At 39.0% G+C, this 21,574-nt stretch carries 18 protein-coding genes; 7 read left to right on the top strand and 11 right to left on the bottom strand.

The features are described 5' to 3' along the window. Positions 1-112: 112 nt before the first annotated feature. From rnhA to J4Q03_RS08715, 10 genes are all read right to left on the bottom strand, one after another. Complete coding sequence (gene rnhA / locus J4Q03_RS08760) at positions 113-589, bottom strand: ribonuclease HI (protein WP_426047817.1); 477 nt, start codon at positions 587-589, stop codon at positions 113-115. An 83-nt stretch (positions 590-672) separates the two neighbouring features. Continuing rightward, positions 673-2,262 (bottom strand): replicative DNA helicase, encoded by a 1,590-nt coding sequence (gene dnaB / locus J4Q03_RS08755; RefSeq protein WP_426047816.1) that lies wholly within the window; start codon positions 2,260-2,262, stop codon positions 673-675. A gap of 270 nt (positions 2,263-2,532) precedes the next feature. Beyond that, positions 2,533-4,656: a T9SS type B sorting domain-containing protein gene (locus tag J4Q03_RS08750; protein WP_426047815.1), complete on the bottom strand. Its 2,124-nt coding sequence runs from the start codon at positions 4,654-4,656 to the stop codon at positions 2,533-2,535. Positions 4,657-4,757: 101 nt separating this feature from the next. After that, complete coding sequence (locus J4Q03_RS08745; protein WP_426047814.1) at positions 4,758-6,848, bottom strand: T9SS type B sorting domain-containing protein; 2,091 nt, start codon at positions 6,846-6,848, stop codon at positions 4,758-4,760. Positions 6,849-6,885: 37 nt separating this feature from the next. Beyond that, positions 6,886-7,287 (bottom strand): hypothetical protein, encoded by a 402-nt coding sequence (locus J4Q03_RS08740; RefSeq protein ID WP_426047813.1) that lies wholly within the window; start codon positions 7,285-7,287, stop codon positions 6,886-6,888. Between the two features lie 91 nt (positions 7,288-7,378). Continuing rightward, positions 7,379-8,614, bottom strand: coding sequence for an MFS transporter (locus tag J4Q03_RS08735; RefSeq protein WP_426047812.1), 1,236 nt, complete (start codon positions 8,612-8,614; stop codon positions 7,379-7,381). A 91-nt stretch (positions 8,615-8,705) separates the two neighbouring features. Further along, the gene (locus J4Q03_RS08730; protein WP_426047811.1) at positions 8,706-9,068 is read right to left on the bottom strand and encodes a hypothetical protein; all 363 of its coding nucleotides are present in this window, start codon (positions 9,066-9,068) and stop codon (positions 8,706-8,708) included. A gap of 69 nt (positions 9,069-9,137) precedes the next feature. After that, positions 9,138-10,637 (bottom strand): GH3 auxin-responsive promoter family protein, encoded by a 1,500-nt coding sequence (locus J4Q03_RS08725; protein WP_426047810.1) that lies wholly within the window; start codon positions 10,635-10,637, stop codon positions 9,138-9,140. Positions 10,638-10,766: 129 nt separating this feature from the next. After that, positions 10,767-11,015 (bottom strand): hypothetical protein, encoded by a 249-nt coding sequence (locus J4Q03_RS08720; RefSeq protein ID WP_426047809.1) that lies wholly within the window; start codon positions 11,013-11,015, stop codon positions 10,767-10,769. A 174-nt stretch (positions 11,016-11,189) separates the two neighbouring features. After that, positions 11,190-11,582: a hypothetical protein gene (locus J4Q03_RS08715; RefSeq protein ID WP_426047808.1), complete on the bottom strand. Its 393-nt coding sequence runs from the start codon at positions 11,580-11,582 to the stop codon at positions 11,190-11,192. Between the two features lie 256 nt (positions 11,583-11,838). On the opposite strand from J4Q03_RS08715, the gene mfd reads away from it, so the two are divergent. From mfd to pth, 7 genes are all read left to right on the top strand, one after another. Continuing rightward, positions 11,839-15,207: a transcription-repair coupling factor gene (gene mfd / locus J4Q03_RS08710; protein ID WP_426047807.1), complete on the top strand. Its 3,369-nt coding sequence runs from the start codon at positions 11,839-11,841 to the stop codon at positions 15,205-15,207. 355 nt (positions 15,208-15,562) lie between these two features. Further along, positions 15,563-16,384 carry a hypothetical protein gene (locus tag J4Q03_RS08705; protein WP_426047806.1) on the top strand — a complete coding sequence of 274 codons (822 nt, stop codon included), beginning with the start codon at positions 15,563-15,565 and terminating at the stop codon, positions 16,382-16,384. Positions 16,385-16,387: 3 nt separating this feature from the next. Continuing rightward, positions 16,388-17,203, top strand: coding sequence for a hypothetical protein (locus J4Q03_RS08700; protein WP_426047805.1), 816 nt, complete (start codon positions 16,388-16,390; stop codon positions 17,201-17,203). A gap of 7 nt (positions 17,204-17,210) precedes the next feature. After that, a complete protein-coding gene (locus tag J4Q03_RS08695) occupies positions 17,211-17,954 on the top strand; it encodes a hypothetical protein (RefSeq protein WP_426047804.1) in 744 nt (247 codons plus the stop codon). 152 nt (positions 17,955-18,106) lie between these two features. After that, positions 18,107-18,979 carry a hypothetical protein gene (locus J4Q03_RS08690; RefSeq protein ID WP_426047803.1) on the top strand — a complete coding sequence of 291 codons (873 nt, stop codon included), beginning with the start codon at positions 18,107-18,109 and terminating at the stop codon, positions 18,977-18,979. A gap of 98 nt (positions 18,980-19,077) precedes the next feature. Next, positions 19,078-20,010, top strand: a complete 933-nt coding sequence (locus J4Q03_RS08685; RefSeq protein ID WP_426047802.1) for a hypothetical protein — start codon at positions 19,078-19,080, stop codon at positions 20,008-20,010. An 85-nt stretch (positions 20,011-20,095) separates the two neighbouring features. Further along, positions 20,096-20,659 carry an aminoacyl-tRNA hydrolase gene (gene pth, locus J4Q03_RS08680; RefSeq protein ID WP_426047801.1) on the top strand — a complete coding sequence of 188 codons (564 nt, stop codon included), beginning with the start codon at positions 20,096-20,098 and terminating at the stop codon, positions 20,657-20,659. 231 nt (positions 20,660-20,890) lie between these two features. Here the strand turns inward: pth and J4Q03_RS08675 are convergent, their stop codons facing one another. Further along, complete coding sequence (locus J4Q03_RS08675; RefSeq protein WP_426047800.1) at positions 20,891-21,526, bottom strand: carbonic anhydrase; 636 nt, start codon at positions 21,524-21,526, stop codon at positions 20,891-20,893. Between the last annotated feature and the right edge of the window lie 48 nt (positions 21,527-21,574).

Raw genomic sequence — 21,574 nt, 5'->3', positions numbered from 1 at the left:
TTCAATTAATGTATATTTAATGTTAATTTTACCGAAAATGATAATTATTTGTCAATAAATGATAATGATAAAGAATAAAATAACTAATAATGTGGATATTCATTTAGATTGATTAAAAAAGAGAACTGTTTTCCAGCCCTTCAAAATAAGTGTCGATTTCCAGGTCGGATGAATTTGCGGCCGCTACGGCCAGTTTGTCACAGAGCTCATTTTCAAAGTGACCGGCATGACCTTTTACCCAGTGCATTTTTGGTGTATGTTTGTTGTACATCTCAATAAATCTTTTCCAAAGGTCAGGGTTTTTTACATTTTTCCATCCTCTTTTGATCCATCCTGCGATCCAGTTCTGGTTTACAGCATCAGCTACATATTTGCTGTCTGTGTAAATGTGAATATCGTTCTCCGAAGACTTTAGTTTCTCCATGGCAGAAATAACTGCAAGGAGTTCCATTCTGTTATTGGTAGTTTTTCTGAAACCTTTGGAAAATGTCTTCTGATAGTTTTTTTCAGGAACACGCATAAGAATTCCATAACCTCCTTTTCCTGGGTTCCCGCTGCATGCACCGTCGGTGTATATTTCTATTCTCAAAAGTTTAGGTCTATATAAAACTGGTATTCTGTAAAATAATCTGAAGAATACCAAGCTGTTATTAATTTAAAATAGTATGGATTCTAGAATGGGAAATCATCATCATCATCAAGATCGTTCATCGAAGATCCTGAAAGCTTTGAGCTATCCGGTAAATCAAATGCTGCTCCAGGTTGAATAGTGGTTCTTATTTTATCAAAACCATTGGGTTCATTAGATCCGAAATTAGAAGGATAGCCTCCCATACCGCCGTCTAATGCTGCTTCAATATCCCCGAATTTTGCGAAATGTTTCAGGAATGACAACCTTACATCGGCTGTAGCTCCATTTCTATGCTTTGCAATGATCAGCTCGGCCTGATTTTCCGTTGGAGTTTCCTGGCCTTCTTCATCATTATCCCAAACGGCAATTTTGTAATATTCAGGTCTGAAAATGAAGGATACAATATCCGCATCCTGCTCAATTGCTCCGGATTCCCTAAGATCCGAAAGTTGAGGTCTTTTTCCGGGACGAGCTTCCACACTTCTCGATAGCTGCGAAAGTGCAATAACAGGTACATTAAGTTCTTTGGCAATGGCCTTTAATGAACGCGAGATCATGGAAATTTCCTGTTCACGGTTTCCAACTCCTTTTCCTCCGCCTCCGGCAGTCATCAGCTGAAGGTAATCCACCATGATCAGTCGTACACCATGCTGCATAACCAGTCTTCTGCATTTTGCCCGGAAGTCGAATATAGAAAGAGAAGGGGTTTCGTCAATAAAAAGCGGTGCATTTTCAAGTTCGGATACGTTGGAGAACAGTCTCTGCCATTCTTCATCATCCAAAGTTCCCTTTCTCAGCTTTTCGGAAGAGATTTTCGTTTCCGAAGCAATCATCCTCGTGATAAGCTGTACAGATGCCATCTCCAGAGAGAAGAGCACCATGGGGATCTTGTGGCCTACGGCGATATTTCTGGCCATCGACAGAAGAAATGCTGTTTTTCCCATCGCCGGACGGGCTGCAATAATGATGAGGTCAGAATTCTGCCAGCCTCCCGTTTCTTTGTCGATATCCCTGAATCCGGAAGGAACTCCTGAAAGTCCTTCCTTATCTTTCAAAGATTTAATAGTATCAATGGCCTGTTTTACCAATGAATTGGCAGTATCGAATCCTTTTTTAATCGTACCGTTGGTGATTTCAAAGAAAGATTGTTCTGCCTTATCCAAAAGTTCGAATACATCAGTAGATTCTTTATACGATGAATCGATTACATTGGCAGAAACATTAATCAGGCTTCTTAAGATATATTTTTCAAGAATAACACGGACATGGTATTCAATGTGTGCAGATGAACTTACCCCCATGGTAAGATCAATGATATAATGGTCCCCACCGGCCTGGCTTAATTTATCCTCTTTTTTTAATTCCTGAATAATCGTCATAAGATCTACAGGGTGGTTGCCCTCGTAAAGTTTCAGGATTGTGGCAAAAATAACCTGGTGTCTCGGATCATAGAATACTTCGGGAGTAAGAAGGTCAATGGAATGATCAAGACCTTTTTTGTCTATTAAAAAAGTTCCTATCACCAGTCTTTCAAAATCTACAGCATTGGGTGGCATTTTTCCATCCGCAATAGACAGTTCTCTTGCAAAATTTCCGTGTGTAAGGGATGATAATGTTTCTTTCTGCGCCATGATGCAAAGATAGTTTATTTAAAAAAAATAATTAAAAAATAGTAACTAACAAGTTATCAGCAATCCTGCTGCAACCTATAGCAGCAGAACGTAAATGAATGTTAGTAAAAAGCGGGGATCAAAAATAGAAAAATTTCAATAAGTACCATTCATCAGAATGAAAATGATTAATGGTTTTTATTCCAAATGATAAAGTGAGTAGCTGGACTAATAAATAAAACAAAAAAAGACTGTCACAATTGACAGTCTTTTTTATCGCTAAAAATAAGCTTATTCTTTATTCTTCAACAGTATCCATCCTGAATATTTCGTTTCAGTATTATTCTTGTCGTTTTCATTCCATGAGATCGTATACCAGTAAGTACCGGTAGGGATTTTCTTGCCGGAAGCCGTCCCGTCCCATTTATAATCTCTCATTTTATTAGCTTCGTAAAGCTTGTTTCCGTATCTGTCATATACAATGAAAACAAGGTTTTTCTTATAGGATAAAGCCGAGTAGTCGATCTCATCATTGATCTTATCTCCGTTCGGAGTGATTGCATTGATCAGATTCGGTACGGTAATGGTGATCTGTACAGGATTACAGTTGTAAGAATCCTTTAAGAATATCTTATTGTCTCCTCTCGGAAGTCCGCTGAATGTGTTAGATGCTTGCCAGTTGACACCGTCTATTGAATACATATAAGGAGGATTTCCGCCTGAAGCGTTCACTGTAATGGTATTGTTGCTGATATCTACGCTGGAGATTACCGGTTGTGAAGAGGCGGAGATCGTTACAGTCTGAAGCGTGAAGCATTTTCCTGTTTTCAGTTTTACCCAGTAAACTCCTATTCCTGCATTATTGATAGATTGTGTGGTATCGCCGGTGCTCCATTCATATCCGTCGAACCCAGGTCCTGCGTCCAGTGTTGTTTTTCCTTCTGCACAAATTGTTTTGTCTTTCAGAACAGCAGATTTTACCGGAGGAAGAACTTTTAACGTGATTTTGGCAATAGCATAACACTGGTTGGCGCTGGTAACTCTTACATACACCTCTGTGCTTGTTGTAAGATAAGTGGCCGGACTGGCAATAGGGTTGGTTTCGGCCTTAGCGTCGATTAATGTCTTATAGAATTTTTTTGTCTGTCCTGCTACAGCACCTATGTCAGCTGTTGTCAGGTCAAATGTAGCCTGCATAATATCATTTTCGATATAACACTCTTCTAGTAATGCATCTCTTAGGGCAACCACCGGATGGAATGATAATGTGATCGCTGCTGTTGCCGTACATCCAAACGCAGAAATTAGCTTAACATATACGGTTTTCTCAGGTGAAATGTAATCGGTAGGACTAGTGATTTCATTAGTGTCAGCGGTCAGGTCTGCAAGAGTGGGATAATATTTTTTCGTAACGGTGCCTGTAAATACGTCTGCTGTTGTCAGGTCAAATTTCCCTGTACCTTCACCATTGTTATTACATGCGAAAATAGTTGCATTTTTCGCTGTGATGCTGGCATCTACGAATTTGAACTTACCGCTTATGAAACATTTGTTGACCACGTTGTCAGGATTGTCCGGATCCAGATACCGGATTCTGTAATAATAGGTAGTAGCTGCATTTACTGTTGCAATGGTAAGAGGGTCTTCTCCTGTTACTACATCGTTGGTATTGTCATGGTAGGTAACCTGGAAGTTAGAGTTATTTCCATTGATAATGCCGGGAGTCAGCGTTGTGAAATTAAATTGTGACGGCAGCCCGCATACCATAACCGTGGAAGGATCTGTAGGGTTAGCTGCAGGGATGCCTGGTGGAATAAAAGGATTAGGAGCCAGAACAGAGTCGTTGAACGCAGAGCTTAAGCTTGCCGTACCTGTCCATGTCAGTGAGAATCCATTAGGTGAACTTCTGAAGTTGTCTACAATAAGATAATAAGTTTCACCAGCCTGTACTACCATATGCGGGCTCCATTCGTCCTGATTTCCTGCGTTTCCGTTGGTATTGGGCGGTGGTGGCGGTGGTATTGTTAAAGAAAGACCGGTATTTCCCTGTGAAGCACCTGTACCGTAGTAATTACATCTTAGCGGTGTTACGAAGGTGTTGCCGGTATTTAAAGAGGTACAGCCATTGGTTGTAGGGCCGTACACAGCAAAGTCATAATCATCGGTGTCCACGTTAGGATTAATAGTAAATGCAAGGGTACCTGATGTTGCGACCGTAAAGGTATACCATACTGAATAATTTTCATCGCTGCTAAGGCATCCATTGTCAGACAGCTCCTCCTCAATATTTCCATGTCCTGTCGGTGTATAGAATATGTCCGAATTCCCGCAGAGCGGAATGGCCGTGACGCAATCGGACTGTGCATAAAACACCTGTGCTATAAATAAAATTAAAAGAAGTAATGTTTTTTTCATGTTTAAAATCATTTTTGTGAAACAAGATTTGAGTAAATAAAGTTATCAGCATTTATGTTGAAAAACCGCCCCGTAGAGCGGTTTTTGTTTTAACAGGAGAATTATTCTCTATTTTTTACCATTACCCATCCTGAGAACTTGAATGGCGTATTCTTTTTATCATTTTCGTTCCATGTTACAGAGTACCAGTATGTTCCTGTAGGGATCTTTTTACCGGCTACCGTTCCGTCCCATTGGTATCCGTTAGACTTATCTGCCTGGTGGATCTTGGTTCCGTATCTGTCAAAGATGCTGAATATAAGTCCGTTTTTACCAGATAGTGCAGAATAATCTATTACATCGTTTACGCCGTCTCCGTTTGGAGTGATAACATTAATAAGGTTAGGCACAACAACAGTTATCTCAATAGGTTCACAGTCATAAGCATCTTTTACATATACCGTATGGTCGCCTCTTGAAACATTGGTGAAGACGTTAGAGTCCTGCCAGTTAATATTATCCATGGAATATTTGTATTCAGGAGCTCCGGCAATAACGTTTACAGTTATAGTATTGCTTGAAATATCAATACCTGAAACAACAGGCTGCTCAGAAGCGTATACTTTTACCGTCTGTAATGTAATACAGTCTCCGGTTTTTAATTTAACCCAATATGTTCCTACGCTTACATTATTGATAGCCTGTGTCGTTGCTCCCGTGCTCCACTCGTAACCACTGAATCCGGGGCCCGCATCCAGTGTTGTTTTATCTTCAATACAGATGATCTTATCCTGAAGCACATTCGAATAAACAGGAGAAAGTACAGTTAATGTCACTTTTGCAATAGAATAACATCCCTGCGCATTAAATACTTTTACATAAACTACACCGGCCGGAGCAGTATAGGCTAAGAAATTTAAAATTTCATTTGTCCCGTTTTCAGCATCTGTTAAAGAAGGGTAATATTTTTTAGTCGCTCCCACTACAGTGGTTACTGTGGCAGTGCTCAGATTGAATGTTCCCAATGAAGGATTTGTTTCAAGGAAACATGTTCTTAAAGAGGCGTCAGTGACTGCTACCAGAGGGTGGAATTTCAGGGTGATTTCCGCTGTTGCTATACATCCGAATTCATTGGTTGCTTTTACATAAGCAGATCCTGCTGCTGAATGATAGGCATAAGGGTTGGTGATTTCATTGGTGCCGGTATTAAGAGCCGCCAGTGAAGGGTAATACTGTACTGTAAGGTTTGGCGTAATACCTGTGGCAGCGGATGTTAGATTATATAGCGCGGTTCCTGAATTATTATTGCTACAGGAGGTCAGCGTTGCCGGTGTCAGTGCAAAAAATCTGTCAACAAAATTTATTGTTCCGAACTGCTTGCATTTATTTAAGAAACTGGCCGGAGAGGTAGGGTCCGAATAACTGATAACATAATGATAAGTATCAGCTGTATTCACAGAGATAGGAGTTGTGATGGCATTCACGTTATCCAGAGCATCAGCAGGTGTTCGGTAATATTTTACGATGAAATTAGGATTCCCGTTAATTATCTCAGCAGTTAAGGTAGAAAAATCATAAGTTGCCGGATTGGTACATATATTGATTTTTCCATCATGATTTGGGCCAGGTATAATAAATGGAAATGGCTGTAAAACAGGATCTCCAAAAGGAGTAAGTAAGCCTGCAGATCCTCCGAAGGTCAATGAAAATTGCGAACTGGAGCCGGAAAATTGATCAACTAACAGATAATATATCTGCCCTGGAAGAACATCGATATACTTTACCATACCATCTGAAGGGTTTCCTAGATTATCCGTACCGGCACCTTCAGATGTGTCAAGTGCAGTAAGGTTTAGTCCTGTTGTGTATTGTCCGGCTGATGGAGCATCATAAGAACATCTGAGAGGGTCTATAGTTTGAATCTCTGCGCAGGTATTATTAGGCCCATACAGAGCCCAGTCGTAATCCACATTATTAACAGGGTCAATCGCAAATGTCAAAGTACCGGCAGTAAGGGTACTGAAGGTAAACCAAATAGAGTTGTTTTCCCCGCTTAGACAGCCCGCATTTCCTTCATCACTGTTTCCTGTTCCGGTGGGTGTCAGGGTGATGTCTGCATTGCTGCAGATGGGTATTGCAGTCAAGCAGTCGTTATTTTGGGCGAAAAAGATATGAGATACCAAAAAGGTTATAAAGAGTAATATTTTTTTCATATAATTTTTTTTAATGGCAGTAAATTTACCTGCAAAACTATTTTACAGTTTTATCAGATTCAAACTTTGTTCTCTGCTCTCGAATAAGGTTTAGTAAATCATTGGTTTCTTTGTTGTCTGGCTGTAATTCCAAACTTCCTGCAGTGAATTTTTCAGCAAGGCTGTTGGTATTTCCTGCATCTGCCTTCTTGTTGCTGTTCAGAATAAGCTCACCTTCCTTATATAGTACAAGGCCTGCATAATAATACGCTTTCCATCTGTAAGGATCTCTGTTCTTTTTTAATTCAGAAAATTCTCTGAAAAGCTTTTCGTAATCAGCTATGGTTTTTGCAGAGGATATTTTTTCTGCTTTTGCATTCAGTGTTTTCTCGTAACTACTCTGGGCAGAAATAAGTACACCAAATAATGCAAAACAAAAAGTAAGTAATATTCTTTTCATAAAGAGGGGAATTTATACGGCAAATATAAAAAATTATTAAAGTTAAATTAAAGTTTTTGTGATATATTTAAAAAAATCAGTGTATCATTGTTTAATAATTCATTTTTCTCAGCTTGGGATTTGTACTCGCTACCAGAAGAGCTACCAGTACCGTCATAGTTCCTCCGAAGACGACAGACCGTACCACACCGAGTAATTTTGCCATCAAGCCACTCTCAAACTGGCCCATTTCATTACTGGACATAATAAATATTGAATTGACACTCAGTACACGTCCTCTGATGTTGTCAGGAGTTTTCAGCTGTACAATAGTTCCTCTGATGACCACCGAAATTCCGTCAAGCATTCCGCTCATTACAAGGAATATAAAGGACAGCCAGTAAAGCTTGGACAAACCAAAGCCAATAATACAGAGTCCGAATCCGGCAACAACGACAAGAAGAATTTTCCCCTGGTTTTTTCTCAGCGGAACAATCGCCAGAAGAGTAATGATACACATGGAGCCTATATCTGAAGCGGCGTTCAGAAGACCGAAACCTTCTGCTCCCGCATCTAAAATGTCAGTGGCAAATACCGGAATCATAGCAACAGCTCCTCCGAAGAGGACCGCAAACATATCAAGGCATAATGCCCCTAAGATTTCTTTAGTCTTAAAAATATAGGAAATCCCCTCACGCATGCTTTCCACCACATTTACATTTTCCTTTTTATATTCAGAATGCTGCTGTTTCAGCTGCCAGAAGAACAGGGAGGCGATAAATATTAAAGAGATAATAACTATTAGTGTCCATTTTACTCCGAAAAATCCGATAAGAAGTCCCCCCGCAGCATGTCCACATACAGAAGAGATCAAAAATGTAGCCTGGTTCAGGGTTACCGCGTTCGGAAGATTTTCTTTCTTTACTATTTTAGGAATCATCGAGGGAACAATAGGCCCGATAAAGGCTCTTGCAATTCCTGTGAAAAATATAACACCATATATAAAATAAGTGATTTCATGCCCGTTAAAGTGCAGCTCTACATTAAAGAAAGCAGGGATCAGCAGAAGACCGATCAGGAAAATATAGGCATAATTGCAGATCAGGAGCAGTCTCTTCTTTTCATTCATGTCAATGACATGGCCGGCATATAAAGCACAGCTTACCGCAGGAATTACTTCCGAAAGACCGATCAGGCCTATTGAAAAAGGATCTTTTGTTAACTGGTACACCCACCATCCCAATAAAGTCGCGAGCATTCTGAAAGCTAAAACAATAAAAAATCTTCCCGTAAGAAGATTCCTGAATTCAACATTTTGCAATGTTTTTAACGGGGTAAAGGAAATCATGCACAAAAATAGCCCTAAATATTTATTTAAGGCTACTTATATACTGTTTTTCGAATGATAAATCAAATAGGTTCCGAAAGATAAAATCTATTTAGTCCGCTCTCAAGGCACTGATTACGATAGCTGCAACACCGGCCGCACCAATTACAGTAGCACCTGCTGTTGCTCTTGCTTTAGATCTGTCTTTTACGGCTGCTACATTGGATTTTGGGATAATTACCTCTGTACTGTCCTTTTTACCTGCAGTTCCTATAAGATTGTCACCATCTATGTTTCGGAACAGCATTTTCTGTTTGGCAGAACCATCTTTCATGGTAACAACATACATTTTTCCAGCCTGAAGATTAGAATAATTGTTTTTTGAAATGTCCTCGCTGTACTTTGTTGTAGCGCAGGATGAAATGACAAATAAGGATGTTAGTAAAGATGATTTTAAAAGTACAGATGCTTTCATTATTATTTTTTATTTTTTCAAATTTATAATTTTTTTCGAATATATGTTTTTGGAATTGAAAAAATATCTCTAAAGTTTGTAAATTTCCAACAGATCTGCAGTTTTTCTGTCATTGGCGAGTCTCGGTGTTTTATTCTGACCTCCCAGCCTGCCCTGCGATTTTGCATACTCATGGAAAGCGTTTCTTTTCAGTGGAGTAATATGCAACGGCTGAAGGATGTTTCCGGTAATAAGATCATCATAATAAGTATTTCTCTCGCGAAGCTGGCGGTCCAGCTCATTCCTGAACAATTCCAAATTTTCCGGCTCTTTTTCAAATTCTATCAGCCATTCATGATATGGAAGGCCTTCCGTAGGATTTACCTGTGGGGCAAGGTGGAATTCCGTGATCTGCGCTACCTGTCTTTCTAAAGTAGCTTTCATTGCTTCCTCTACTTCAAAGGCGATCACATGTTCTCCAAAAGCAGAGGTGAAATGCTTCGTTCTCCCGCTCACCAGAATTCTATACGGATCTTTATTGATGAATCTTACAACATCACCTATCGAATAAGCCCATAATCCTGAATTTGTAGTGAGAACCAAGGCATAATCTTTGTTGAGTTCTACATCTTTTAATGTCAATCTACGCGCTTCAGGTTTGCCATACTCCTCCAAAGGAATAAATTCATAAAAAATGCCATGATTGGTTAAAAGAAGCAGTCCCTCCTTGGTATAGTCATCCTGAAAAGCAAAAAAACCTTCAGAGGCCGGAAATGTCTGGATGATATCCACTTTTCCACCAAGCAGATCGTTCATTTTGTCACGGTATGGCTCGTAGTTAACACCTCCTGTCACAAGAAGCTGAAGATTAGGGAAAAGCTGTTTGATCTTTTTACCGTGTTTTTCACTAAGCTTCTCAAAATACATGATCAGCCATGGCGGAATTCCGGAAATGAGCGTCATATTTTCGTGCTCCGTTTCTTCAATGATCTTATCTACCTTCGCTTCCCAGTCTTCCATAATATTTGTATTCCAGCTTGGCAGACGGTTTTTTTGAAGATAAGCCGGAATATGGTGAGCTACAATTCCGGAAAGACGGCCCGTTTTTATTCCGAAAACTTCCTCCATCTCGGGACTTCCCTGTAGAAAAATCATTTTTCCGTTCACAAAATCAGCATTGTTTTTCTGGGCAATATAATGGAACAGGGCACTCTGCGCACCTGCAATCTGAAAAGGCATTCCTTCTTTTGAGATAGGAATGTATTTTGAACCGGAAGTGGTGCCCGAAGTTTTTGCAAAATATTCAGGAGTTTCCGTCCAGAGAATATTGGCCTGCCCTTTTTTTACCCTCTCAATGTAGGGTTTCAGATCTTCATAGTCTGAAACAGGAACTCTGTCCTGGAATTCTTTGACGGACTGAATATTTTCAAAATCATGCTCCCTTCCGAAAAGAGTTTTCTGTGCCGTCTTTACCAAAGACAGCAAAAGGACCTCCTGATTTTTCACTGAGTTTTTTTTGAATTCCCCGGTTTTCTGAACATGTTTCTTTGCCCAGACAAGTGCCGCATTTTTCTTGAAGAAATTTAACATGCCTCAAATTTATAAATAAGTATAGAATATGAAATCATTTTCAACCAATATGCCACAAAAAAAACCGGTGAAAGAGTTTCACCGGTTCTTCGAAATTTGATTATGAAAATAACAACTATATGTTAAAGTTTACTTGTTTTCTTTGTACCTCTTATCTGGAGTACCGTCTTTTTTCAGTTTTTGGTTTTCCTTATACCTCTTGTCAGGTGTTCCGTCTTTTTTCATTTTGGCTGCAGGTTTTGCCGTTTTAGCTTCAGGAACTTTTACTGTTTTTGCAGTCTGATGATGAGGGGCTGCAGGCGCTGCCGGAGCAGTCTGCTGAGCGGTTGCAAATCCCAGCCCAAGAGCCAGAAACATTGCTGCTAATAATTTTTTCATAGGTGTACGGTTTGTTTTTCTTGAGTAAAGATATACAAAAAGCAGGCTGAAAATCCCTGATTTTCAACCTTAACTAAAGTTTATTACTGCTTAAAAAAAACTTAATAGACAGCTTTTAAAAAGAAAAAGCCTGCTCCATTGAAGCAGGCTTTCATGTAAGTATGAATAGTTGGTTTAACGTGTACAGTTGGCAGTCCACGTTTTCCCGTCCTTGATGTATAGAATCTTCAACTCATTATTGTCAATTCTAATATAAGATGTGGCAGTGGAACCAACCATTACCAGAGTATGGTCTCCCTGCTGCTGAAATTCTACTCCGTTAAGATCCGGGATACCGTTCGAAAATGCGAAATTATACTTCGTACCGCTCGCAATTTTGGTTACAAATACACTTCCGTTATCTGTGCTGTTGTTGGTAGATCCGTCATTATAAGAAATGCTTCCCTTATAAGTTCCTGCGAAGAAATCGTTGTTTACAGGATCATCATCATCACTACATGATGCAAAAGATAATGCGGCAACAAAGACCAGCATAAAAATTCCTAAGATTCTGATTGCTTTTTTCATAATTTTATTTCTTTAAAAAGTTTGATAAGGTGTGATTTTCAAACACTATGCCATGCCGGAATATCAGTATATTTTTAACTTTTAATTAAATAAATTGGTAAAAAATTAAGAGTTAGATGGTGGTTGTATTGTTTTGGTTGTATTTTTAATAACTTTTGATTTCTGGAGAAAGAAAAAAATATCCTTATCTTTGTTATAAGCAAACGGTTTCGGAACACTCCCGAAATCGCTTTTGTCGTTTATACCATTACTATTTATGCAGCTAAAACCTATTCACGAAAAGTTTCTTCCGGACCTGCTTCAGAAAGAATTTGGAAAAGAAATCTTTACCCAGCTAGAGAAAAGCCAGCATATTTCCGTGAAAGGAAGTGCCGGATCTTCAGTTTCTATTTTTGTTGCCGAACTCTTTCTAACTCAGAAGAAGACCATTCTTTATCTGGTAGATGACAAAGAAGATGCATTATATGCCAACACTGAAATGGAAGACCTGCTTGGAAAGGATAAAGTTCTGTATTTTCCGGCAACCCATCTTGAGCCTTATCAGGTAGAAAAGACTCAGAATGCAAATCTGGTGCTCCGGACAGAGGTTCTGAATAAGATCAACTCCGGGAAAGCTCCTAAGGTTATTGTGGCTTATGCCGGTGCCTTGTCCGAAAAGGTTTTGAAAAAAGAAGATTTTAAAGCAATTTCACATCACATAAAAGTAGGTGATCAGCTGGATTTTGATTTCGTAGATGAGCTGTTGAACCATTATAATTTCCAGCAGGCAGATTTTGTTTCCGAACCGGGAGAGTTTTCAGTAAGAGGAGGAATCGTTGATGTGTTTTCATATTCCTACGAGAAACCTTACCGACTTACCTTCTTTGGAAATGAGGTGGAGAATATTAAAACCTTTGATATAGAAACCCAGCTTTCTATAGATAAGGTAAAAGACTTTCAGCTGGTTTCCAATATGAATTTTTCAGTAACCGGAACCCGGGTTTCACTGCTGGAGCTGCTGCCTAAAGAAAGCTTTGTTGTTTCCAGAAATGGCGCCGTTGGAATGCAGAAGATCAGGACTTTCTATGAGAAAGCATTGGAAAAATATGATACCTTGAATAAGGATATTGCGCACAGGGCCCCGCAGGAACTGTTTATTTCAGATCAGGATTTTCTGTTTGATTTTAAGAAATTTAAAACAATTGATTTTGCTGGAATTCCTATTGAAGGGCTTAAAGAAATTACCGAAATAAAAGTTGAGCAGGTTCCGCAACCTTCCTTTCACAAAAATTTCGAGCTGCTGATAGAAGATATTGAAGAAAAGCAAGGCGAAGGCTTTGATACCTGGATCTCTTTTTCTACAGAAAAGCAGAAAGAAAGGCTGGAATCTATATTTGAAGAGCTTGAACACGAGCTTCCCTTTAAAAGTTTCAAATCTGAGCTGCATGAAGGATTTGTAGATAACGGGCATAAACTTTTAGTATATACAGACCACCAGATTTTCGACCGCTATCAAAGATATAAAGCAAAAAATACCTTTGCAAAATCAGAACAGCTGACACTGAAAGATCTGATGTCTCTGAAAATAGGCGATTACATTGCCCACATCGACCACGGAATAGGGAAATTTATGGGTCTTGTCAAGGTAAATAATGACGGGAAAATCCAGGAATGTTTTAAATTGACTTACAAAAATGGAGACTTATTATATGTAAGTATTCATTCACTGCATAAAATTTCAAAGTATAACGGTCCGGACGGAAAAGAAATTGTACTGAGTAAACTGGGTTCTCCGGCCTGGAAATCATTAAAACAGAAAACTAAGGCGAAAGTAAAGCAGATTGCTTTTGACCTTATAAGATTATACGCTGAAAGAAAAACGGCAAAAGGATTTTCCTATACTCCGGATTCCTATCTGCAGAATGAGTTGGAAGCCAGTTTTATTTATGAAGATACTCCGGACCAGGAGAAAGCAACCATTGATGTGAAAAGGGATATGGAGGCAGATACGGTAATGGACAGGCTGGTTTGTGGTGACGTAGGTTTCGGAAAGACTGAAGTAGCGATCCGTGCCGCATTTAAAGCCGCGACAGATGGAAAACAGGTTGCTGTATTGGTTCCTACAACGATTCTGGCATTTCAGCATTACAGAAGTTTTAAAGAAAGGCTGAAAGATTTTCCGGTGAACGTTTCTTATGTCAACAGATTCAGAACTGCCAAACAGAAAGCAGAAGCTTTAGATGGTCTTAAAAACGGAAAAGTAGACATTATCATTGGCACCCATCAGCTGGTAAGCAGCTCCGTGAAGTTCAAAGATCTTGGACTGCTGATCATTGATGAGGAACATAAATTCGGGGTTTCGGTGAAAGATAAACTGAAAACGCTTAAAAGCAATGTAGATACCCTTACCCTTACTGCCACTCCTATCCCGAGAACACTCCAGTTCTCCCTCATGGCGGCAAGAGACCTTTCTGTGATCAAAACACCGCCGCCAAACAGACAGCCTGTTGATACACAGCTTGTTGGTTTTAATGAGGAAACCATCAGGGATGCTGTTTCTTATGAGATCCAGAGAGACGGGCAGGTATACTTTATCAATAACAGGATTGAAAACCTTAAAGATATTGCCGGGCTTATCCAGAGGCTGGTTCCGGATGCAAGAGTGATTACAGGACACGGACAGATGGAAGGTAAGCAGCTGGAAAAGAATGTGCTTGATTTCATGGAAGGGAAATATGATGTACTTGTTTCTACAACGATTGTCGAAAGTGGAGTGGATGTTCCCAATGCGAATACCATATTCATTAATGATGCCCAAAGATTCGGAATGGCAGATCTCCACCAGATGAGGGGAAGAGTAGGACGGAGCAACAGAAAGGCTTTCTGCTATTTGATCACGCCTCCTTATGATATGATAACCTCTGATGCCAGAAAACGTCTTGAAGCTATTGAGCAGTTCTCAGATCTTGGAAGCGGTTTCCAGATTGCCATGAAGGATCTTGAGATCCGTGGAGCGGGAGATCTTCTTGGGGCGGAGCAGAGCGGATTTATTAATGAAATGGGCTTTGAAACCTATCAGAAGCTTATGCAGGAAGCCCTGGAAGAATTAAAAGATGATGCGGATTTTGAAAACCTTTTTGATAATGAGGAAGACAGGCAGAAGCTTTTCAAATCTGTAAAAGATGTCAATATTGATACTGATCTTGAGCTGATGCTTCCGGATTTCTATATCTCCAATACCGAAGAGAGGTTATTGCTGTACCAGAAAATTGCAGAGATTGATAATGAAAAAGATCTTTATAAATTTGAGCTTGAACTGATCGACCGTTTTGGGGCTTTACCGAAAGAAGCGGTTAATTTATTGAAGAGTGTTGCCTTGAAATGGCTTGCGGCAGAGATAGGATTTGAAAAGATCGTCATGAAAAATGGTGTGTTTTTGGGATATTTTCCAGCAAATCCCCAGGATAAGTTTTACCAGACCGACAGGTTCAGGCATATCATCAGCTATCTGACTCAGAATCCGGCGGAGGCTCAGCTTAAAGAGAAGATCGGTAAAGAGGGTAATCTGTTGATGATGAGAAAAGAAAAAGTGAAAAATGTGGATGAAGTTAATGTGCTTTTGAAAACGATTATCGGACATAATTAAGAGAAGAATACCATATTTTAATAATCAAAAAATAGGAAAGGCCTAAAAATTTACTTTTTAAGGCCTTTTTTTATTGAAAAAAAACATGATTTTTACACGTAAAAAGTAAGGTATCATACGGATTTAGAAGCATTTGAAGTCACAATAGGATGAGAAAAAATATTGCCGTATCCTCGGCTGGCATTGGGTTTGATTGCTTTGATCCCGATAAGTCAGATATAAAAAGTAGATTTTGTAGTAATAATTCTACTTTTTTGTACATTAAATTCTACAGCATAATTGCTTTATTAGTACGGGTTTACGGGCTTGTAAATGGTTTATTTTGTTTAAAATTCATACCTTTGCAGCCCTTATTATGAAAAGAATTATTTATTGTTGCGCAGCCGGGCTTTTATCGCTCTGTGTGAACGCGCAGGTGGGAATCGGGACTACTGCTCCCAAATCTACTCTCGACATCAACGGGAAAACCACCTTAAGAAAAGAACTTAGAGTAGGCGGCACATCCGACCAGGTTGGAAATGCCGGATTGAACGGCCAGGTTTTGGTTTCGCAGGGAGAAGGTCTGCCTCCAGTCTGGAAATCGTTGAATGTTTCCTTTATGGAGGAAGGACAGTACAAATTGATCAATTCGTATCTATCATCGGATCAGGCAGGTATTACGGCGCTTTCCAGTGGTATTGCGGCAGATAATGTGTATAAGAATAATGTTGGGGATGACATTGCCGATACCTCAAAAGGAAAGTGGGTGAAAATTGCGGGACTTGAGAACAATTTTATCATCAAAAACGGGAAGAACAGGCTTACTTACCAGTTTCAAACAGGTGTTGAAATGAAGGCTCCGTCTGCAACAACTTCCCAGTCTGTTACTTTTACCTGCGGGGTTTTCAGAAACGGAAAACTGGTAGCAGTACGTCCGGATAAGATTGTTTCAAACAACAATACGGAGAAACAGGGTATTCTGGATTATATTTTCACTCTTAATTATACAGAGCAGAATGTTCCGGTTGGGGCACAAAAGCTTGAGGTGGCGTGTAGAAAAATCAATTCCTCAAATCTAAGCTCACAGTTTACAGTCGGGCGTAATGTATCCGATACCAATACGGTTTCCAATGCATTTACTCTTGAGTCTGTTATGAAGATCGATGTTATTGAATACGTAACTTATAAAAGCAATTAATTGATGAAAAATATTATTTCGATCCTGTTTTTTATGACAGGGCTGTCTCTTTCTGCCCAAGTGGGAATCAAAACGGATTCACCAAAAGCGCAACTTGATGTCAATGGTGATATCAATTTAAGAAATAAAATCGTTGTCCTTAACGTTACAGATAATACTTTGTCCCAGGGTAATAATGACCAGATCCTTGTTTCTCAGGGAGAGGACTATCCTCCGATCTGGAAGTCACTGCGTATCCCGGAATATGAACCGAATAAATTTTATCTGATATTCAATAATTCCTTTTCAGACAGGACCGGTGTGAAATTTACCAACAGTGAGCAATCCACTATTGCTTCCAAAAATACAGCTTTTACTAAAGGAGCAGATATCTCAAGCCTTCCCGGATTTAAGAAAATTGCAGGTCTGTCGCATCCTATCAGTGTATTCAGCACGGAAAGCAAAACTTATTTTCAGTTTGAAACTGTAGTGCAGGCTGATCTTCCTGTAAACGGGACACCTGATATTTCCATAGATTATGCATGTGGTATTTTTGTGGATAACAAGCTGGTTAACCTCAGACAGAGAAATTTAAAGGCAAGTAGTGCGGCAAGCACCTTTATTACACACAATCAGATCGGGATAGTCACCAATCTTTCCAAAGGACAGCATGAGGTAAGTGTGGCCTGCTCAAGGCTGGGATCTTACAGAACAGCAAGCGATGTTGTATTGGCTATAGGAATCAATGCATATAGCAATATTAACAGTTTTATTACGCAGTCTTCCCTTAAAGTTGATGTGTATGAAATTCCCCAGGTATTCAATCCAATTATAAATTAATCCAGGCATGAAAAAAATTATTATTATAAAGTCATTATTTTTTGCTGTGCTGGCAACTGCACAGGTGGGAGTAAACACTGCCAATCCTGTGAATATGCTGGATATAAACGGTGATTTAAATGTTAGAAGAGAAATCCGAACCGGTGGAACGAATCTGCTGAAAGGATCTGCCGGATCTGCGGGAACTATTTTTCATAACAACTCAGAACTGAATGTGAATGACTGGAAAAGTATAAAAATTGCCGATGGGCAGGGAAGTATGTCCGTATTTTCATTGAATACTGTTGCAGACCGGGTTGGAGCAAGTTTTTCTTCCCCTAATGGAGCCACCGCTCCTTATATGGAAGGGACGGCGATCACCTCTGCGTGGACGGTTCTTCCGGGAGCAGTCGATACTTTTTCCATTACCAATGCCATCAATAAAGTGGCCTTTACCTTTCAGACCACCGCTCAGAAAACGGGAAATTCCAATGCTTCTGCGGGTTTTGCATGTGGTATCTTTATAGATAATGCGCTTAGAGCAGTTAGAACTGATGTTTTAATAGGTTCGGAAGGAAGCTATAAGATTTTCAACCTGAATGCAACACTTACGAATCTTACCCCTAAGAACAATTATTCTGTGAAGGTGGCCTGTACAAAAAGAAACCTTAATTCAGGAACATTGGGAATAGGAAGGGCAGTCAATACAGACTATCTGAACAATGAAATGTCTCAGTCTGTTTTAACGACATCTGTACTGCAGCCTTATTAATTTCATGATAAATCATAAGATAAAAACCTGAAAACATTATGTTTTTAGGTTTTTTTTGTAAAAAGATAAAGATTGTCATGAATTTGTTGAATAAGTGAATGTTTTCGTCAAAAAAATGAATTATATTTGTCAACTCACTAAAATATTTTTTCATGGGAAAAAACTATCTTTTTAAAATCATTGCCGGTGTATTTTTCGGACTTATGGTTTCATGTGACAATTCTTCTTCAGATCAATTCGAGCCCAGTGCCAATAATGGCGGAAACAACGGGAACCCGACTCCTCCAGCCAGAGTTCTGGAAAAGATTACATTAAGTGGCGCTGTTCAGGAAGAATATACAGTTAATGGTACTGCTTTTCAGAAAGGAATGCTTAGAGATGGAAATACCAGTAATTATTATACAGGTACCGTAACCTATATCAATAATAAAATTGGGAAAATAAAATTTTTGGGAAGCCTGACCGGAAGTATGACGTATGATTTTAGCGTAAGTGAAGACAGCAAAGGCAATGTGTACAGCGCAACGTGTACTGGTACAGCCGCTACTGCAATAGACTCTTTTGTAAGTGATTATATATTCACTTACGATGCCACAGGTAAGAAACTTGTGAAAATCCTGGAAAAGAGAAAAGTGGCCGGAAATACAGCTTACAGCTTATTCACTGAAAGCACTTTTACCTACGTGGGAGATAATATTTTCAAGGCTGAATGTGCCAAAGGAACACTTACATCATCAGGAGCACCTAATATGGCTACTGCAAAGATGACTGTTTACAGCTACCAGAACTATGATTCTAAGGTTAATCCGTTTTCCACACTTCCCAAATCATTCTTTACTGCCTGGAGCCTGGTACGTCCTGAAAATTTTTATAGAATTTCTCCGAATAATCCAACATCGGTATATGTGATGCCGCCATCTCCCGCACCAGCAGTAAATACACCTATGACCTACGTGTATGATGCCTACAACTATCCCGTTTCGGATAAGGATCAGATTCTTAAATATACTTACAGAACTCTGTAAAGTTCAATTGATTATCAGTTTTACTGGAATATAAATAAAAACATAACTTTTGTTCAAAAAAAAGTTATATTTGTCAAAAAATAAACAATTACCTGGAAATGAAACAGCTTTTCTACTTTATTTTATTAATAGCAGGATTTTCATCAATACATTCCTGTAAAGACATGCTAGACGAGGACGGGGATCCTTTATTGGACCTTAATGGAACAGGAGGCCTGATTGGCCCAAGAGCATTATACAGAGAAATTACAGATAAGGATACATTAGCAGAATATCACTACAGTGGGCTTTTGGTAACGAAAGTAATCACAGACAGTGCTTCAATTACGAATATTGCATACAGCGGTGACAAAGTAAGCCAAATTAACTTTAACGGATTTTTGGATCTGGACGGAAACGGGAAGCTTGATAAAGACAGCGTTTCTTACAGCCAGTTATTTACTTATGGACCGAACGACAAGCTGGTAACAATTTCTGAAAACCGTTCTGTTTTCAGAAGGCCTCCACCTGTGCCGCCGGCAACAAATCCCGGCCCACAGACCCTATTAAGAAAAACAAAAACCCACTACCTGTTAAAGTATAACGGCTCAACAGCAAAGCTGGACTCTATCATCATGAAAAATGGTCCTGATGTTCCAGGGACACAGTTTGCGTATATCAGTTATTCTAAAACAGGATACACTTATTTAGGAGATAACGTATCCAGGGTGGTAAGAAATTATGGTCCTATGGCCGGAGATGCAATGGGAAGACCTACTACCAGATATGCATATGATTTCGTGAATTACGATACTCTGATCAGCCCATTTACACTGCTTCCTTCAGCATACAAAATTTCAAGACTTTTATCAACTGAAATTAATGATAAGGAAAGTCATATCTTATCTCCGAACAACCCTAAGAAAAGATCGGTAACAGATCTTATTCCTCCTATCCCGTCTCCAATTAACTGGACAACCAATTACAACTATGATCCGCAGACTTATATGACAAAAGGATTTGGTGTAAACTATATTTATAAGCCTTTTTAAAAGGATCTTTATAATATACAGGCCCAATCTTTTGTAAGATTGGGCTTTTTATTTTTTATCCCTTAATTTTGCAAAAAATTTCTGAATGAAATATTTAATAGTCGGGCTTGGAAATAAAGGCCCTGAATACGAAAATACACGCCACAATATAGGATTCAAGGTAGCTGAGAAAATAGCTGAAACACTGGAAGCTTCATTTAATACGACCAATTTCGGCTGGATGGCAGAAGGAAAATACAAAGGAAGAAAGGTTCTTGTTCTGAAGCCGGATACTTATATGAATCTTTCGGGAAATGCAGTAAAGTTTTGGATGCAGAAAGAAAATATTCCACTGGAAAATGTACTGATCATTACAGACGATCTTGCTCTTCCGTTCGGGACTTTAAGAATGAAAATGAAAGGTTCTGATGCCGGTCACAACGGGCTTAAAAGTATTAATGAAACCCTCAATACTCAAAATTATGCAAGGCTGAGGTTCGGGATTTCTGCAGACTTTTCTGAAGGGCGCCAGGTGGATTACGTGTTGGGAACCTGGAATGAGGAGGAATCCGGAAAGCTGAGTGAAAGAATTGAAAAATTCTCTAAAGCCAGCCTGTCCTTTGTGTTTGCCGGTATCAATAATACAATGTCTGCATTCAACGGAAAATAAATAGGATGTCAACTTAAAATAATCAATTGATTATTTTGCCTTAATGATTCTTAACAGCTTATTAAGTCTTAATGGTTCAAAAGAATAGTTATTTCTAAGCTTATTACAAAAAAATAAAAGACCACCGGATTTTCCGATGATCTTTTGTTGTACTTTTTAAAATCAATTCCAATCTAACTATAAATGATTTTCTTTATCTATGAGAAATAAAAATGTACAGATTTTTATCTCTTAAAGCCAGGTTACAACTCCGGTTTCAACATCATAATTGGCTCCAACTATTTTGATCTTACCTTCATCTTCAAGCTTTTTAAGTGTTGAGCTCTGGGTACGGATATCTTCGATGGCATTTTTTACGTTTTGCTGATTCAGCCTTTCCAAAAGCGAACCGTTTTTTGATGAACGTTCTTCACCTTCTTCAATGATTTCATTGATGATTGGGTCGAAATGATGAATTAAATGATTTAGATTATCCATTCCCATTCCCTGAATCTGCGCAGCATCCAAACCTCCTTTTAATGCACCGCATTTAGTGTGTCCTAAAACGACAACAAGCTTGGAACCTGCAACATTACAGCCAAATTCCATTGACCCTAAAATATCTTGATTGATAAAATTACCGGCAATTCTGATACTGAAAATATCTCCTAATCCCTGATCAAAGATAAGTTCTGCAGAAGTACGGCTGTCTATGCAGCTTAAAACTACTGCAAAAGGCCACTGACCTTCACGCGTTGCATTGACTTGCTCTAAAAGATCTCTGTTTGCTTTTAGGTTATTCACAAATCTTTGGTTTCCGTCTTTTAAAAAATCTAATGCTTTTTCAGGATTAATGGTAGATTGGGTTTCGTATGTATGTGCTTTCATATGATTGATTTATTCTTTTTAAAATTAAAAATTACTGTAATTAATGAG

Origin of the sequence: Chryseobacterium sp. NFX27 (assembly GCF_049887855.1) — a bacterium.
GTDB lineage: Bacteria > Bacteroidota > Bacteroidia > Flavobacteriales > Weeksellaceae > Chryseobacterium.
The sequence above is the reverse complement of the archived record's forward strand: the minus strand, read 5'-3'. Positions and strand labels throughout refer to the sequence as shown.